At 69.0% G+C, this 15,671-nt stretch carries 14 protein-coding genes; all 14 read left to right on the top strand.

Annotated features, from left to right (window positions below):
• Nucleotides 1-44: 44 nt before the first annotated feature.
• From ACJ512_RS07585 to nuoN, 14 genes are read left to right on the top strand one after another with little or no spacing between them, the layout of a single operon-like run.
• Complete coding sequence (locus tag ACJ512_RS07585; protein ID WP_369739849.1) at nt 45-413, top strand: NADH-quinone oxidoreductase subunit A; 369 nt, start codon at nt 45-47, stop codon at nt 411-413.
• A gap of 26 nt (nt 414-439) precedes the next feature.
• The gene (locus tag ACJ512_RS07580) at nt 440-994 is read left to right on the top strand and encodes a NuoB/complex I 20 kDa subunit family protein (RefSeq protein ID WP_407687693.1); all 555 of its coding nucleotides are present in this window, start codon (nt 440-442) and stop codon (nt 992-994) included.
• Nucleotides 991-1,698, top strand: a complete 708-nt coding sequence (locus tag ACJ512_RS07575; RefSeq protein ID WP_407687692.1) for an NADH-quinone oxidoreductase subunit C — start codon at nt 991-993, stop codon at nt 1,696-1,698. The genes ACJ512_RS07580 and ACJ512_RS07575 overlap by 4 nt, the downstream gene beginning before the upstream one ends.
• Nucleotides 1,698-2,996 (top strand): NADH dehydrogenase (quinone) subunit D, encoded by a 1,299-nt coding sequence (gene nuoD, locus ACJ512_RS07570; RefSeq protein WP_407687691.1) that lies wholly within the window; start codon nt 1,698-1,700, stop codon nt 2,994-2,996. Before ACJ512_RS07575 ends, nuoD begins: the two co-directional genes overlap by 1 nt.
• Complete coding sequence (gene nuoE / locus ACJ512_RS07565; protein ID WP_407687690.1) at nt 2,993-3,820, top strand: NADH-quinone oxidoreductase subunit NuoE; 828 nt, start codon at nt 2,993-2,995, stop codon at nt 3,818-3,820. Before nuoD ends, nuoE begins: the two co-directional genes overlap by 4 nt.
• The gene (gene nuoF, locus ACJ512_RS07560; RefSeq protein ID WP_407687689.1) at nt 3,817-5,145 is read left to right on the top strand and encodes an NADH-quinone oxidoreductase subunit NuoF; all 1,329 of its coding nucleotides are present in this window, start codon (nt 3,817-3,819) and stop codon (nt 5,143-5,145) included. Before nuoE ends, nuoF begins: the two co-directional genes overlap by 4 nt.
• Before the next feature lie 7 nt (nt 5,146-5,152).
• Entirely contained in the window at nt 5,153-7,579 is a 2,427-nt protein-coding gene (locus tag ACJ512_RS07555; RefSeq protein ID WP_407687688.1) for an NADH-quinone oxidoreductase subunit G, read from the top strand.
• A 55-nt stretch (nt 7,580-7,634) separates the two neighbouring features.
• Nucleotides 7,635-8,903: an NADH-quinone oxidoreductase subunit NuoH gene (nuoH, locus tag ACJ512_RS07550; protein ID WP_407687710.1), complete on the top strand. Its 1,269-nt coding sequence runs from the start codon at nt 7,635-7,637 to the stop codon at nt 8,901-8,903.
• Nucleotides 8,896-9,441 (top strand): NADH-quinone oxidoreductase subunit NuoI, encoded by a 546-nt coding sequence (gene nuoI / locus ACJ512_RS07545; protein WP_407687687.1) that lies wholly within the window; start codon nt 8,896-8,898, stop codon nt 9,439-9,441. Before nuoH ends, nuoI begins: the two co-directional genes overlap by 8 nt.
• The gene (locus ACJ512_RS07540) at nt 9,438-10,238 is read left to right on the top strand and encodes an NADH-quinone oxidoreductase subunit J (protein ID WP_407687686.1); all 801 of its coding nucleotides are present in this window, start codon (nt 9,438-9,440) and stop codon (nt 10,236-10,238) included. The genes nuoI and ACJ512_RS07540 overlap by 4 nt, the downstream gene beginning before the upstream one ends.
• Nucleotides 10,235-10,534, top strand: a complete 300-nt coding sequence (gene nuoK, locus ACJ512_RS07535; protein WP_407687685.1) for an NADH-quinone oxidoreductase subunit NuoK — start codon at nt 10,235-10,237, stop codon at nt 10,532-10,534. The genes ACJ512_RS07540 and nuoK overlap by 4 nt, the downstream gene beginning before the upstream one ends.
• Nucleotides 10,535-10,544: 10 nt before the next feature.
• Nucleotides 10,545-12,446, top strand: coding sequence for an NADH-quinone oxidoreductase subunit L (gene nuoL / locus ACJ512_RS07530; protein WP_407687684.1), 1,902 nt, complete (start codon nt 10,545-10,547; stop codon nt 12,444-12,446).
• 11 nt (nt 12,447-12,457) lie between these two features.
• Nucleotides 12,458-14,083, top strand: a complete 1,626-nt coding sequence (locus ACJ512_RS07525) for an NADH-quinone oxidoreductase subunit M (protein ID WP_407687683.1) — start codon at nt 12,458-12,460, stop codon at nt 14,081-14,083.
• A complete protein-coding gene (gene nuoN, locus ACJ512_RS07520) occupies nt 14,083-15,666 on the top strand; it encodes an NADH-quinone oxidoreductase subunit NuoN (RefSeq protein ID WP_407687709.1) in 1,584 nt (527 codons plus the stop codon). Before ACJ512_RS07525 ends, nuoN begins: the two co-directional genes overlap by 1 nt.
• Nucleotides 15,667-15,671: the final 5 nt, after the last annotated feature.

The raw sequence follows: 15,671 nt of genomic DNA, 5'->3' as shown, positions 1-15,671 counted from the left end.
ACCGGCCGCCGCCCGGCGGCCCGTACGACGGATCTTGGAGCGAGTTGAACGCCTACATACCCATCCTGGTACTGGGAGCCATCGCCGCCGCCTTCGCCGTGGGTTCGGTGGTGATCGCCAGCCTGGTCGGCCCGTCCCGGTACAACCGGTCGAAGCTGGCCGCCTACGAGTGCGGGATCGAACCGACCGAAAGCACCGCCCACACGACCGGCGGCCAGCGGTTCCCGGTGAAGTACTACCTCACCGCGATGCTGTTCATCGTCTTCGACATCGAGATCGTGTTCCTGTATCCCTGGGCGGTCAGCTACGACGCCCTGGGGACGTTCGCGCTGGTCGAAATGGTCGTGTTCATGCTCACGGTTTTCGTGGCCTACGCCTATGTGTGGCGCCGCGGGGGCCTGACGTGGGATTGAGGACTGAAATGGGATTGAGGTAGGGCGTGGGCCTGGAAGAACAGCTGCCCGGTGGGATTCTGCTGTCCACCGTCGAGAAGGTCGCGGGCTATGTGCGCAAGAACTCGCTGTGGCCGGCGACCTTCGGGTTGGCCTGCTGCGCAATCGAGATGATGGCGACGGCCGGGCCGAGATTCGACATCGCACGGTTCGGCATGGAGCGGTTCTCGGCGACACCGCGGCAGGCCGACCTGATGATCGTGGCCGGGCGGGTCAGCCAGAAGATGGCACCCGTGTTGCGCCAGATCTACGACCAGATGGCCGAGCCGAAATGGGTGCTGTCGATGGGCGTGTGCGCGTCCTCCGGCGGGATGTTCAACAACTACGCGATCGTGCAGGGCGTCGACCACGTGGTCCCGGTGGACATCTACCTGCCCGGCTGCCCGCCGCGCCCGGAGATGCTGCTGCACGCAATCCTGAAGCTGCACGAGAAGATTCAGGAGATGCCGCTCGGCGTGAACCGGGAACACGCCATCGCCGAGGCCGAGGAGGCGGCGCTGGCGGCCCGGCCCACCATCGAGATGCGCGGACTGCTCCGATGAGCTCACCGGACCAGGACCCGCAGGAAGCGGTGGCCCGCGCCGACGAGGAAGTGATCGACGTCCGGCGCGGCATGTTCGGGGTCTCGGGCACCGGCGACACGTCCGGATACGGCCGGCTGGTGCGCGAGGTCACGTTGCCGGGCAGCAGTTCCCGGCCCTACGGCGGCTACTTCGACGACGTCGCCGACGGCCTGGCCGAGGCGCTGGGGCGCGCCGGTGTCGATTTCGACACCGCGATCGAGAAGGTCGTCGTCCACCGCGACGAGCTGACGCTGCACGTGCGCCGGGAGTCGCTGCCGCTGGTCGCCCAGCGGCTGCGCGACGAACCGGAACTGCGGTTCGAGATGTGCCTGGGCGTCAGCGGCGTGCACTACCCGCACGAGGCCGGGCGGGAACTGCACGCGGTCTATCACCTGCAGTCGATCACCCACGGCCGCCGCGTGCGGCTGGAAGTGGCTGCGCCGGAAGGTGATCCGCACATCCCGTCGCTGTACGCGATCTACCCGACCAACGACTGGCACGAACGCGAGACCTACGACTTCTTCGGCATCGTCTTCGACGGGCATCCGTCGCTGACCAGGATCGAGATGCCCGACGACTGGCAGGGGCACCCGCAGCGCAAGGACTATCCGCTGGGCGGGGTCCCGGTGGAGTACAAGGGCGCGCAGATACCCCCGCCCGACGAGCGGAGGGGCTACAACTGATGAGCCAAACTGAAACCCTCGTGGTCGCCGGCGGCCAGGACTGGGAGCAGGTCGTCGACGCCGCCCGCAAGGCCGACCCCGGTGAGCGCATCGTCGTCAACATGGGACCCCAGCACCCGTCCACGCACGGGGTGCTGCGGCTGATCCTGGAGATCGAGGGCGAGACGGTCACCGAGGTCAGGTGCGGAATCGGCTACCTGCACACCGGGATCGAGAAGAACCTCGAATACCGCTACTGGACCCAGGGCGTCACGTTCGTGACCCGGATGGATTACCTGGCACCGTTTTTCAACGAGGCCGCGTTCTGCCTGGGCGTGGAGAAGCTGCTCGGCATCACCGACCAGATCCCGGAGCGGGCCAGCGTCATCCGGGTGATGATGATGGAGCTCAACCGGATCTCCTCGCACCTGGTGGCGCTGGCCACCGGTGGCATGGAACTGGGCGCGATGACCCCGATGTTCGTCGGCTTCCGGGGCCGCGAGATCGTGCTCAAGCTCTTCGAGTCGATCACCGGCCTGCGGATGAACAGCGCCTACATCCGGCCCGGTGGCGTGGCACAGGACCTGCCGCCCAACGGGATCGACGAGGTCGCGGCCGCCCTCGAGGAATTGCGCCACCCGCTGCGCGAGATGGGCGCCCTGCTCAACGAGAACGCCATCTGGAAGGCCCGCACCGAGGGCGTCGGCTACCTGGACCTGACCGGGTGCATGGCGCTGGGGATCACCGGCCCGATCCTGCGGTCCACCGGTCTGCCGTATGACCTGCGCAAGAGCGAGCCCTACTGCGGGTACCAGAACTACGAGTTCGACGTGATCACCGCCGATACGTGTGACGCCTACGGGCGCTACATGATTCGCGTGAAAGAGATGTGGGAGTCGATGAAGATCGTGGAGCAGTGTTTGGACAAGCTGCGGCCGGGTCCGACGATGGTCGAGGACCGCAAGATCGCCTGGCCGGCCGATCTGAAGGTCGGCCCCGACGGCATGGGCAACTCGCAGGAACACATCGCCAAGATCATGGGCGGCTCGATGGAGGCGCTGATCCACCACTTCAAGCTCGTCACCGAGGGCATCCGGGTGCCCGCGGGCCAGGTGTACAGCACGGTCGAATCGCCGCGCGGCGAGCTGGGCGTGCACATGGTCAGCGACGGCGGCACCCGCCCCTACCGGGTGCACTACCGGGACCCGTCGTTCACCAACCTGCAGTCGGTCGCCGCGATGTGCGAGGGCGGGATGGTCGCCGACCTGATCACCGCGGTCGCCAGCATCGACCCGGTCATGGGCGGGGTGGACCGATGACCGATTTGCCCGACTCCTCCTCGGCCGCTGCGCGGCCGCATCGTCGTCAGGCGGAGACCGGCCCGCAGGGGCAGCCCGTGTTCATCCGGCTCGGCCCACCGCCCGAGGAGCCCAACGCGTTCGTGGTCGAGGGCGCGCCGCAGTCCTACCCGCCGGAGGTGCGGGCACGGCTGGAGGTCGACGCCAAGGAGATCATCAGCCGCTACCCCAGCAAGCGCTCCGCGCTGCTGCCGCTGCTGCACCTGGTGCAGGCCCAGGATTCCTACCTGACTCCGGCGGGTCTCGAATTCTGCGGTGAGCAGCTGGGATTGACCGGGGCCGAGGTGTCGGCGGTGGCGAGCTTCTACACGATGTACCGCCGCGGCCCCACCGGCGACTACCTGGTCGGGGTCTGCACCAACACGCTGTGCGCCGTCCTGGGCGGCGACGCGATCTTCGAGAGCCTCAAAGAGCACCTCGGCATCGGCAACGACGAGACGACGGCCGACGGGTCGGTCACGCTGCAGCACATCGAGTGCAACGCCGCCTGCGACTTCGCCCCGGTGGTGATGGTCAACTGGGAGTTCTTCGACAACCAGACACCCGAGTCGGCGCGCGAACTCGTCGACTCGCTGCGCTCGGGCACCCCCAAGCCGCCGACCCGCGGCGCCCCGCTGTGCGCCTTCCGGGAGACGTCGCGCATCCTGGCCGGCCTGCCCGACGAGCGGCCGGACCAGGGCCAGGGTGGGGCCGGCGCCGCCACGCTGGCCGGTCTGAAGGTGGCGCGGGAGCTGGGCATGGAGGCGCCGGCAGGGCCCGAGCCGGGGCCGGAGGCCCGGTCATGACGGCATCGCAGGCGACGCCGCTGACGCCGGTGATCAGCCGCTTCTGGGACGACGCCGAGTCGTGGACGCTGGACACCTATCTGCGCCACGACGGCTATCAGGCGATGAAGAAGGCCCTGGCGATGGACCCCGACGCGGTGATCGCCACCGTCAAGGACTCCGGGTTGCGCGGGCGCGGCGGCGCGGGCTTTTCGACCGGCACCAAGTGGTCGTTCATCCCGCAGGGCGACTCCGGGGCGGCCGCCAAGCCGCACTATCTGGTGGTCAACGCCGACGAGTCGGAACCCGGTACGTGCAAGGACATTCCGCTGATGCTGGCCACCCCGCACGTGCTGGTCGAGGGCGTCATCATCGCGGCGTACGCGATCCGTGCCCACCACGCGTTCATCTACGTGCGCGGGGAGGTGTTGCCGGTGTTGCGCCGCCTGCAGAACGCGGTGGCCGAGGCCTACGCCGCCGGTTACCTGGGCCGCGACATCAACGGTTCGGGGTTCGATCTGGAGCTGGTGGTGCACGCCGGGGCGGGCGCCTACATCTGCGGTGAGGAGACCGCGCTGCTGGATTCGCTGGAGGGCCGGCGCGGCCAGCCGCGGCTGCGTCCGCCGTTCCCCGCGGTGGCCGGGCTCTACGGCTGCCCCACCGTGATCAACAATGTCGAGACGATCGCCAGCGTGCCGGCGATCATCCACCACGGCGTCGAGTGGTTCCGGTCGATGGGCAGCGAGAAGTCGCCCGGTTTCACGCTGTACTCGCTGTCCGGGCACGTCACCCGGCCCGGCCAGTACGAGGCCCCGCTGGGTATCACGCTGCGCGAGTTGCTCGCCTACGCTGGCGGGGTTCGTGCCGGGCACCGGCTCAAGTTCTGGACGCCCGGCGGGTCGTCGACCCCGCTGCTCACCGACGAGCACCTCGACGTGCCCCTGGACTACGAGGGCGTGGGCGGGGCCGGCTCGATGCTGGGCACCAAGGCGCTGGAGATCTTCGACGAGACCACCTGCGTGGTGCGCGCCGTCCAGCGCTGGACCTACTTCTACAAGCACGAGTCCTGCGGGAAGTGCACGCCGTGCCGCGAGGGCACCTTCTGGCTGGACAAGATCTACGAGCGGCTGGAAACCGGCAAGGGCACACCCGAGGACATCGACAAACTATTGGACATCTCCGATTCGATCCTGGGAAAGGCGTTCTGCGCGTTGGGCGACGGCGCCGCCAGCCCGGTGATGTCGTCGATCAAGTACTTCCGCGACGAATACGTCGCGCACGTCGAGGGCGGCGGGTGCCCGTTCGACCCCAAAGACTCCATGCTGAACCCCAACGGAAAGGTATGACCGTCACATGACGGCTGCGGCCAAACCCGAGACCGGCGGCGAGGTGAGCCGACCCGAGATGGTGACGCTGACCATCGACGGTAACGAAATCAGCGTTCCGAAGGGGACTTTGGTTATCCGCGCCGCCGAGCTGATGGGCATCCAGATCCCGCGCTTCTGCGACCACCCCCTGCTGGACCCGGTCGGCGCGTGCCGGCAGTGCCTGGTCGAGGTCGAGGGGCAGCGCAAGCCGATGGCCTCGTGCACCACGGTGGCCACCGACGACATGGTGGTGCGCACCCAGCTGACCTCCGAGGCCGCCGACAGGGCCCAGCACGGCGTGATGGAACTGCTGCTGATCAACCATCCGCTGGACTGCCCGATGTGCGACAAGGGCGGCGAGTGCCCGCTGCAGAACCAGGCGATGTCCAACGGCCGCACCGACTCTCGCTTCACCGACGTCAAGCGCACGTTCGCCAAGCCGATCAACATCTCCTCGCAGGTGCTGCTGGACCGGGAGCGCTGCATCCTGTGCGCGCGCTGCACCCGGTTCTCCGAGCAGATCGCCGGCGACCCGTTCATCGACATGCAGGAGCGGGGCGCGCTGCAGCAGGTCGGCATCTACGCCAACGAGCCATTCGACTCCTACTTCTCGGGCAACACCGTGCAGATCTGCCCGGTGGGCGCGCTGACCGGGATGGCGTACCGGTTCCGGGCCCGCCCGTTCGACCTGGTCTCGAGCCCCAGCGTGTGCGAGCACTGCGCCTCGGGCTGCGCGCAGCGCACCGACCACCGCCGCGGCAAGGTGCTGCGCCGCCTGGCCGGTGACGACCCCGAGGTCAACGAGGAGTGGAACTGCGACAAGGGGCGGTGGGCATTCAACTACGCGACCGCCCCGGACGTGATCACCACTCCCCTGATCCGCGGCGAAGACGGCGCGCTGGCGCCGGCGTCGTGGTCGCACGCGATGGCGATGGCGGTCCGGGGCCTCGACACGGCCCGCGGGCGCACCGGTGTCCTGGTCGGTGGCCGCGCCACCCTGGAAGACGCCTACGCGTACTCCAAGTTCACCCGAATCGTGTTGGACAGCAACGACATCGACTTCCGCGCCCGCCCGCACTCGGCCGAGGAGGCCGCTTTCCTGGCGGCGCGGATCGCCGGCCGCCGCGACGTCGGCTACGCCGACCTGGAATCGGCGCCGGCGGTGCTGCTGGTCGGGTTCGAGCCCGAAGAAGAGTCGCCGATCGTGTTCCTGCGGCTGCGCAAGGCGGCCCGCAAACGCGGCGTCCCGGTGTACGCGGTCGCGCCGTTCGCGACCCGCGCGCTGCACAAGATGGCGGGCCGGCTGCTGCAAACCGCTCCCGGCGCCGAAGTGGCCACGCTGGACGGCCTGGCCACCGGCGAGGTGGGCGAGCTGCTGTCGGCTCCCGGTGCGGTCATCATGGTCGGCGAGCGCCTGGCCACGGTGCCCGGCGGGCTGTCCGCCGCCGCGCGGCTCGCCGACGCCACCGGGGCCCGGCTGGCGTGGATCCCACGGCGGGCCGGCGAGCGCGGCGCGCTGGAGGCCGGCGCCTTGCCCGGGCTGCTGCCCGGTGGCCGCCCAATCGGCGACGAGGCCGCCCGCGCGCAGATTGCCGCGGCGTGGAACGTCTCCGAATTGCCCTCCGCCGGTGGACGTGACGTGGCCGGCATCCTGGCGGCCGCCGCCGACGGGACGCTGGGCGCGCTGGTGGTGGGCGGTGTCGAGCCCGACGACTTCGCCGACCCCGACGCGGTGCTGGCCGCGCTGGACGCCGCCGGGTTCGTGGTCAGCCTGGAGCTGCGGCACAGCGCCGTGACCGAGCGCGCCGACGTGGTGTTCCCGGTCGCGCCGACGACGCAGAAGGCCGGGGCGTTCGTCAACTGGGAGGGCCGGTACCGCCCGTTCGAACCGCCGCTGCACGGCACCAGCGGGCACGCCGCCCAATCCGACCACCAGGTGCTCGACGCGCTGGCCGACGAGATGGGCATCTACCTGGGGCTCTCGACCGCCGACGCGGCGCGCGCGGAACTGGCCGGACTGGGCACCTGGGACGGCAACTGGGCCGCCGGGCCAGACGTCGCGACGCCGCCTCCGGCCGGGTCCAATGAGCAGCCGGACAAAGGCCAGGCCGTGCTGACCGGCTGGCGGATGCTGCTGGACGGCGGCCGGATGCAGGACGGCGAACCGCACTTGGCCGGGACCGCGCGCACACCCGTGGCGCGGCTGTCGGCCGGCACGGCGGCCGAGATCGGCGCCGACGACGGCGACGAGGTCACGGTCAGCACACCGCGCGGCTCGATCACCCTGCCGCTGAGCGTCACCGACATGCCCGACCGGGTCGTGTGGCTCCCGCTGAACTCGCCGGGTTCGGCGGTGCACCGGGAACTGGGCGTCACGGCGGGCAGCATCGTGGGGATTGGAGTGACCCGATGAACGCCGGCGACGATGCAGAGCGCAGCGATGAGGAGGAGCGGCGCATATGAACAGCTTGAGCGCCTTCGGACACGACACGTGGTGGCTGGTGCTGGCCAAGGCGCTGGCCATCTTCGTGTTCCTCATGCTCAACGTGCTGGTCGCGATCCTGATGGAGCGCAAGATTCTCGGCTGGATGCAGCTGCGGCCCGGCCCCAACCGGGTGGGACCGTGGGGCGCCCTGCAGAGCCTGGCCGACGGGATCAAGCTGGCGCTCAAGGAGAGCATCACCCCCAAGGGCGTCGACTGGTTCGTGTACATGGCGGCGCCGGTCATCGCGACGATCCCGGCGTTCACCGCCTTCGCGTTCATCCCGTTCGGCCCGGTGGTGTCGGTGTTCGGCCACCGGACGCCGCTGCAGCTGACCGACCTGCCGGTCGCGGTGCTGTTCATCCTCGGGCTCTCGGCGATCGGGGTGTACGGCATCGTGCTGGGCGGCTGGGCGTCCGGGTCCACCTACCCGCTGCTGGGCGGGGTGCGCTCCACCGCCCAGGTCATCTCCTACGAGGTGGCGATGGGGCTGTCGTTCGCCGCGGTGTTCCTCTACGCCGGCTCGATGTCGACGTCGCAGATCGTCGCCTCCCAGAACCGGGTCTGGTACGTGTTCCTGCTGCTGCCGTCGTTCATCATCTACCTGATCTCGATGGTCGGCGAAACCAACCGTGCGCCATTCGATCTGCCCGAGGCCGAGGGTGAGCTGGTCGCGGGGTTCCACACCGAGTACTCGTCGCTGAAGTTCGCGATGTTCATGCTCGCCGAATACGTGAACATGATGACGGTCTCCTCGCTCGCCACGGCCCTGTTCTTCGGCGGGTGGCACGCGCCGTGGCCGCTGAACATGTGGGCCGGTGCCGACACCGGATGGTGGCCGGTGCTCTGGTTCACCGCCAAGATGTGGACCTTCCTGTTCGTCTACATGTGGCTGCGCGCCAGCCTGCCCCGCCTGCGCTACGACCAGTTCATGGCGCTGGGCTGGAAACTGCTGATCCCGGCATCGCTGGTGTGGGTCCTGATCGCGGCGGTCATCCGCACGCTGCGCAACCAGGGTTACCCATACTGGACGCCGCTGCTGGTCGTCAGCAGCATCGTGGTGGCCGCGGTGCTGGTGCTGCTGTTGCGGAAACCGTTCGCCAATCCCGGTGTCCGCGCGATGGAACGGGAAATGCGCCGCCGCGAGAAGGGTCGCGGCGCCGCGGCCCTCGAGCCGGCGTTCCCGGTGCCGCCGCTGCCGATGAAGGCCCTGACGACCCCGATCGGTGCGAGCAAGGAGAAAGCACATGGCTAAGTTCTTAGACGCCGTGGCCGGATTCGGCGTGACGTTCGCCGCGATGTTCAAAAAGCGGGTGACCGAGGAGTATCCGGAGAAGCCGGGCCCGGTGGCGCCGCGCTATCACGGCCGCCACCAGCTCAACCGCTACGCCGACGGCCTCGAGAAGTGCATCGGCTGCGAGCTGTGCGCGTGGGCCTGCCCGGCGGACGCCATCTACGTCGAAGGCGCGGACAACACCGAGGAGCAACGATTCTCCCCCGGTGAGCGCTACGGCCGCGTCTACCAGATCAACTACCTGCGCTGCATCGGCTGCGGCCTGTGCATCGAGGCCTGCCCCACCCGGGCGCTGACGATGACGAACAACTACGAGATGGCCGACGACAACCGCGCCGACCTCATCTACGAGAAGGACCGGCTGCTGGCCCCGCTGCTGGCCGACATGCTCGCGCCGCCGCACCCCCGGACGCCGGGGGCCACCGACAAGGACTACTACCAGGGCAACGTGACCGCGCAGGGCCTGCGCGCACCCCAGACCGCCGGGGAGTCCCGGTGACCGGCTCCGCCGTCCAATTCCTGGCGGCCGACGCCATCGTCCGGACCTCCACCGGTGAAGCGGTGACGTTCTGGGTGCTGGGCGCACTGGCGCTGATCGGCGCGCTCGGGGTGGTGCTGGCGGTCAACGCCGTCTACTCGGCCATGTTCCTGGCGATGACGATGATCATCCTGGCGGTGTTCTACATGGCCCAGGACGCGCTGTTCCTCGGCATCGTGCAGGTCGTGGTCTACACGGGCGCGGTGATGATGCTGTTCCTGTTCGTGCTGATGCTGATCGGCGTGGACACCGCCGAGTCCCTGAAGGAGACGCTGCACGGACAGCGCGTCGCGGCCGTGGTGACCGGGGTCGGGTTCGGTGTCCTGATGGTCGCCGCCATCGGCAACGTGGCGACGGGAAGCTTCGCCGGGCTGCGCGGCGCCAACGCCAACGGCAACGTGGAAGGCCTGGCGGCGCTGATCTTCTCGCGTTACCTGTGGGCCTTCGAGCTGACCAGCGCGCTGCTGATCACCGCGGCCGTCGGGGCGATGGTGCTGGCGCACCGCGAGCGGTTCGAACGCCGCAAGACCCAGCGGGAGCTCTCCGAGGAACGCTTCCGGCCCGGCGGGCATCCCACGCCGCTGCCCAACCCCGGCGTCTTCGCACGCCGCAACGCCGTCGACACGGCCGCGCTGCTGCCCGACGGCTCGTATTCGGAGATATCGGTGTCGCCGATCCTGCACCGGCACACCGGCGAGGGCACCGAGATCCCCTCCCCGGAAGCGAGCCCGAGCCTGCCCCAGGGGGGTGCGTCGTGAATCCGGCCAACTACCTGTACCTTTCGGCCCTGCTGTTCACCATCGGGGCCTCGGGTGTGCTGCTGCGCCGCAACGCCATCGTGATGTTCATGTGCGTCGAGTTGATGCTCAACGCCGTCAACCTGGCCTTCGTCACCTTCGCCCGGATGCACGGCCACCTGGACGGACAGGTGATCGCGTTCTTCACGATGGTGGTGGCCGCCTGCGAGGTCGTGATCGGCCTGGCCATCATCATGACGATTTTCCGTGCCCGCAAATCGGCGTCAGTCGACGACGCGAACCTACTCAAAGGCTGAGAACGCCACCGTGACAAATCTTTTGGGGACTCACTACACGTGGCTGCTGGTGGCCCTGCCGCTGGCCGGTGCCGCGATCCTGCTGTTCGGCGGTCGGCGCACCGACGCGTGGGGCCACTGGCTGGGCTGCGCGGCGGCCCTCGCGTCGTTCGGGGTGGGCGCCACCCTGCTGGCCGACATGCTGGCCCGCAGCGCCGACGACCGCACGATCCACCAGAAGCTGTACACCTGGATCCCGGTCAACCAGCTGCAGGTCGACCTCGGGCTGCAGGTCGACCAGCTGTCCATGTGTTTCGTGCTGCTGATCAGCGGGGTCGGCTCGCTGATCCACATCTACTCGGTCGCCTACATGGCCGAGGATCCCGACCGCCGCCGCTTTTTCGGCTATCTCAACCTGTTCTTGGCCTCGATGCTGCTGTTGGTGGTCGCCGACAACTACGTGGTGCTCTACGTCGGCTGGGAGGGCGTCGGCCTGGCGTCCTACCTGCTGATCGGTTTCTGGTACCACAAGCCGACGGCGGCCACGGCGGCCAAGAAGGCGTTCGTGATGAACCGGGTCGGCGACGCCGGCCTCGCGCTGGGAATGTTCCTGATGTTCGGCACCTTCGGGACGCTGTCCTACGCGGGCGTGTTCGCCGCCGCGCCGGCCGCGGGCTCGGGCGTGCTGAACGCGATGGGGTTGCTGTTGCTGCTGGGCGCGTGCGCCAAGTCCGCGCAGGTCCCGCTGCAGGCCTGGTTGGGCGACGCGATGGAGGGCCCCACCCCCGTGTCGGCGCTGATCCACGCCGCCACCATGGTGACCGCCGGCGTGTACCTGATCGTGCGGTCCAACCCCCTGTACAACCTGGCGCCCGGGGCGCAGCTGGCGGTGGTGATCGTCGGTGCCGTCACGTTGATGCTGGGCGCGATCATCGGCTGCGCCAAGGATGACATCAAACGCGCCCTGGCCGCCTCGACGATGAGCCAGATCGGCTACATGGTGCTGGCCGCCGGCCTGGGCCCGGCCGGCTACGCGTTCGCGATCATGCACCTGTTGACCCACGGGTTCTTCAAGGCCGGGTTGTTCCTCGGCTCCGGTGCGGTGATCCACGGGATGAACGAGGAGCAGAACATGCGCCGCTACGGCGGGCTGCGCGCCGCCCTGCCGGTCACCTTCGCCACGTTCGGTTTCGCCTACCTCGCGATCATCGGTGTGCCGCCGTTTTCGGGCTTCTTCTCCAAGGACCCCATCATCGAGGCGGCGCTGGACTCCGGCGGGATCCGCGGCTACGTGCTGGGCGGCACCGCGCTGCTGGGCGCGGGGGTTACCGCGTTCTACATGACGCGGGTCATGCTGATGACCTTCTTCGGCGAAAAGCGCTGGGCGCCGGGCGCTCATCCGCACGAGGCGCCGGCGCTGATGACGTGGCCGATGATCCTGCTCGCCTTCGGCTCGGTGTTCGCCGGCGGCCTGCTGGCCATCGGCGGCACCCTGCAGCACTGGCTCGAACCGGTCGTCGGCGCGCACGAAGGGACGGTCCACGCCCTACCTGCCTGGGCCACCACCAGCGTGACCTTGACCGTCGTCGCCGTCGGCATCGCGGTGGCCTACGCCAAGTACGGCAGGTTGGCGATCCCGCGGGTGGCCCCGCTGTCGGTCTCGCCGGCGACGACGGCCGCGCGCGCCGACCTCTACGGCGATGCCTTCAACGAGGAGGTGTTCATGCGCCCCGGCGCCCAACTGACGCACGCGCTGACCGAATTCGACGACGCGGGTGTGGACGGCTCGGTCAACGCCCTCGCGGCGCTGGTGAGCGCGACGTCGAACCGCCTGCGGGGAATGCAGACCGGGTTCGCGCGCAACTACGCATTGTCCATGCTGGCGGGCGCCACCCTGGTGGTCGCGCTGATCCTGGCGGTGAGGTTCTGGTGAACGGGGCTTGGATGAGTAACGTCCCCTGGCTGAGCGTGCTGTGGCTGGTGCCACTCGCGGGTGCCGCGCTGGTCATCCTGGTGCCGCCCGGGCTGCGGCAACTCGCCAAGTGGATCGGCCTGGCGTTCGGGCTGCTGACGCTGGCGGTGGCGGTGGTGGTCACCGCCGGCTTCAAGGCCGGCGGCCCCACCTACCAGTTCGTCGAAAGCCATTCGTGGATCCCGTCGTTCGGGGCCGGCTACACCCTCGGTGTGGACGGCATCGCCGTGGTGCTGGTGCTGCTGACCGTGGTGCTGATCCCGGTGCTGCAGGTGGCCGGCTGGAACGATGGCGATGGTGACGACCCGCAGCGCTCGGCTTCGCCGAGCTTGCGATCGTCAGGTGGCGAGCGCACGCGGGGTGTCCACACCTACATCGCCCTGACGCTGGTGATCGAGTCGATGGTGCTGATCTCGGTGATCGCCCTGGACGTGCTGCTGTTCTACGTGTTCTTCGAGGCCATGCTGATCCCGATGTACTTCCTGATCGGCGGCTTCGGTCAGGGTTCGGGCCGCTCCCGCGCCGCGGTGAAGTTCCTGCTGTACAACCTGTTCGGCGGGCTGATCATGCTGGCCGCGGTGATCGGGCTGTACGTGGTGACCGCGGAGCACGGTTCGGGCACCTTCGACTTCCGGGCGATCGTCGACGCCGTGCAGCACGGGAACCTGGGCGTCGACCCCGCCGTCCTCAAGGCGCTGTTCCTGGGCTTCATGTTCGCCTTCGCGATCAAGGCGCCGCTGTGGCCGTTCCACCGGTGGCTGCCCGACGCCTGCGTGGAGGCCACGCCCGCGACCGCGGTGTTGATCACAGCGGTGATGGACAAGGTCGGCACCTTCGGCATGCTGCGCTACTGCCTGCAGCTGTTTCCCGATGCCTCGACGTATTTCCGGCCGCTGATCGTGACGCTGGCCATCGTCGGCGTGATCTACGGCGCGATCGTGGCGATCGGCCAGAAAGACATGATGCGCCTGATCGCCTACACCTCGATCTCGCACTTCGGGTTCATCATCGCGGGCATCTTCGTGATGACCAGCCAGGGCCAGAGCGGCTCGACGCTGTACATGCTCAACCATGGCCTGTCCACCGCGGCGGTGTTCCTGATCGCCGGGTTCCTGGTCACGCGGCGCGGCAGCCGGTTGATCGCCGACTACGGCGGTGTGCAGAAGGTGGCGCCGGTCCTGGCGGGCACCTTCCTCGTGGCCGGCATGGCCACCCTGTCGCTGCCCGGGCTGGCGCCGTTCGTCAGCGAATTCCTGGTGCTGCTGGGCACTTTCAACCGCTACTGGCTGGCGGGCGCGTTCGGGGTCACCGCACTGGTCCTGGCGGCCATCTACATGCTGTGGCTCTACCAGCGCGTGATGACCGGACCGGTGGCCGCGGGCAACGAGAAGATCACCGACCTCAAGCCGCGCGAACTGCTCGTCGTCACGCCGTTGATCGCGCTGCTGATCGGTCTAGGGGTCTACCCCAAGCCGGTGCTGGAGTTGATCAACCCGGCCGTCGCCAACACGATGACCACCATCGGCCAGCACGATCCCGCGCCGAGCGTGCCGCCGGGCACCGGTCTACCCCGCACAGCCGAAGGACCGCACCGATGATCCTGCTCCCCTCCCCCAGCATCGAGTACTTCCTGCTGTCACCGATGCTGATCGTGTTCGGCGTCGCGGTGGCCGGCGTGCTGGCCGAGGCGTTCGTGCCGCGCAGGTTCCGCTACGGCGCCCAGGTGACGCTCGCCCTCGGCGGTCTGGTGGCGGCGTTCGTCGCGGTCGTCGTGGTGAGCCGCTCGGTGTGCCCGTGCGGGCGCGCCGCGGTGCTGGGCGCGATGGCCGTCGACCGCACGGCGCTGTACCTGCAGGGCACCGTGCTGCTGGTGGCCGTGCTCGCGGTCATATTCATGGCCGAACGCACGCAGTCCAAGGCGGAAAGCAGGGCGGCCGTGGGTGCCGCACGGGCGGCCGGCCTGGATTCCTTCACCCCGCAGGCCTCCGCGGTGCCCGGCAGCGACGCCGAGATCGAGGCCGAGCGGACGGGGGCCGCGCAGACCGAACTCTTCCCGCTGACGATGCTGTCGGTCGGCGGCATGATGGTGTTCCCCGCGTCCAACGACCTGCTGACCATGTTCGTCGCGCTGGAAGTGCTGTCGCTGCCCCTGTACCTGATGTGCGGGCTGGCCCGTCATCGCCGCCTGCTGTCGCAGGAGTCGGCGATGAAGTACTTCCTGCTGGGCGCGTTCTCGTCGGCGTTCTTCCTCTACGGGGTCGCGCTGGTGTACGGCGCGACCGGCACGCTGGTGCTGCCCGGTATCCGCAAAGCGCTTGCCGCCCAAGGCGGTACGTCGATGGCGCTGGTCGGCGTCGCGCTGCTGTCGGTCGGCCTGCTGTTCAAGGTCGGCGCGGTCCCCTTCCACTCCTGGATTCCCGACGTCTACCAGGGCGCCCCCACCCCGGTCACCGGCTTCATGGCGGCGGCCACCAAGGTCGCGGCGTTCGGCGCGCTGCTGCGGGTGGTGTACGTGGCGCTGCCGCCGCTGCACGACCAGTGGCGCCCGGTGTTGTGGACGATCGCCATCCTGACCATGGCGGTGGGCACGATCACCGCGGTCAACCAGACCGACGTCAAGCGGCTGCTGGCCTACTCGTCGGTCGCCCACGTCGGTTTCATCCTCACCGGCGTCATCGCCGACAACCATTCGGGCCTGTCGGGCACGTTGTTCTACCTGCTCGCCTACAGCCTCAGCACGATGGGGGCGTTCGCCATCGTGGGCCTGATCCGCAACGCCGACGGCGTCGAGGACGCCACCGTGTCCCACTGGGCCGGGCTCGGGCGCCGCTCACCCCTTGTGGGCGTGATGTTCGCGATGTTCCTGCTGGCCTTCGCCGGCATCCCGCTGACGAGCGGATTCGTCAGCAAGCTGGCCGTGTTCCGGGCCGCCGCGCAGAGCGGGGCGGTACCGCTGGTGGTGATCGGTGTGATCGCCAGCGGGGTGGCCGCGTACTTCTATGTGCGCGTGATCGTTTCGATGTTCTTCACCGAGGCGACCGAGGACACGCCGCACGTGGTCGCGCCCGGCATCCTGAGCAAGGCCGCGATCGCCGTCTGCGCCGTGGCCACCGTGGCGCTGGGGATCTTCCCGCAGCCGCTGCTGGACCTGGCCGACCAGGCCGCCCACCTGCTGCACTGAGCCGG

It is taken from the genome of Mycobacterium cajalii, from assembly GCF_045809005.2.
Classification (GTDB): Bacteria; Actinomycetota; Actinomycetes; order Mycobacteriales; family Mycobacteriaceae; genus Mycobacterium.
This window is presented reverse-complemented; position numbering and strand designations above follow the sequence as displayed.

Coding starts and splice junctions, on each gene's coding strand:
- ACJ512_RS07575 (WP_407687692.1), top strand. CDS start 991: ATGAGCTCACCGGACCAGGACCCGCAGGAAGCGGTGGCCCGCGCCGAC.
- nuoD (WP_407687691.1), top strand. CDS start 1,698: ATGAGCCAAACTGAAACCCTCGTGGTCGCCGGCGGCCAGGACTGGGAG.
- nuoE (WP_407687690.1), top strand. CDS start 2,993: ATGACCGATTTGCCCGACTCCTCCTCGGCCGCTGCGCGGCCGCATCGT.
- nuoF (WP_407687689.1), top strand. CDS start 3,817: ATGACGGCATCGCAGGCGACGCCGCTGACGCCGGTGATCAGCCGCTTC.
- ACJ512_RS07555 (WP_407687688.1), top strand. CDS start 5,153: ATGACGGCTGCGGCCAAACCCGAGACCGGCGGCGAGGTGAGCCGACCC.
- nuoI (WP_407687687.1), top strand. CDS start 8,896: ATGGCTAAGTTCTTAGACGCCGTGGCCGGATTCGGCGTGACGTTCGCC.
- ACJ512_RS07525 (WP_407687683.1), top strand. CDS start 12,458: ATGAGTAACGTCCCCTGGCTGAGCGTGCTGTGGCTGGTGCCACTCGCG.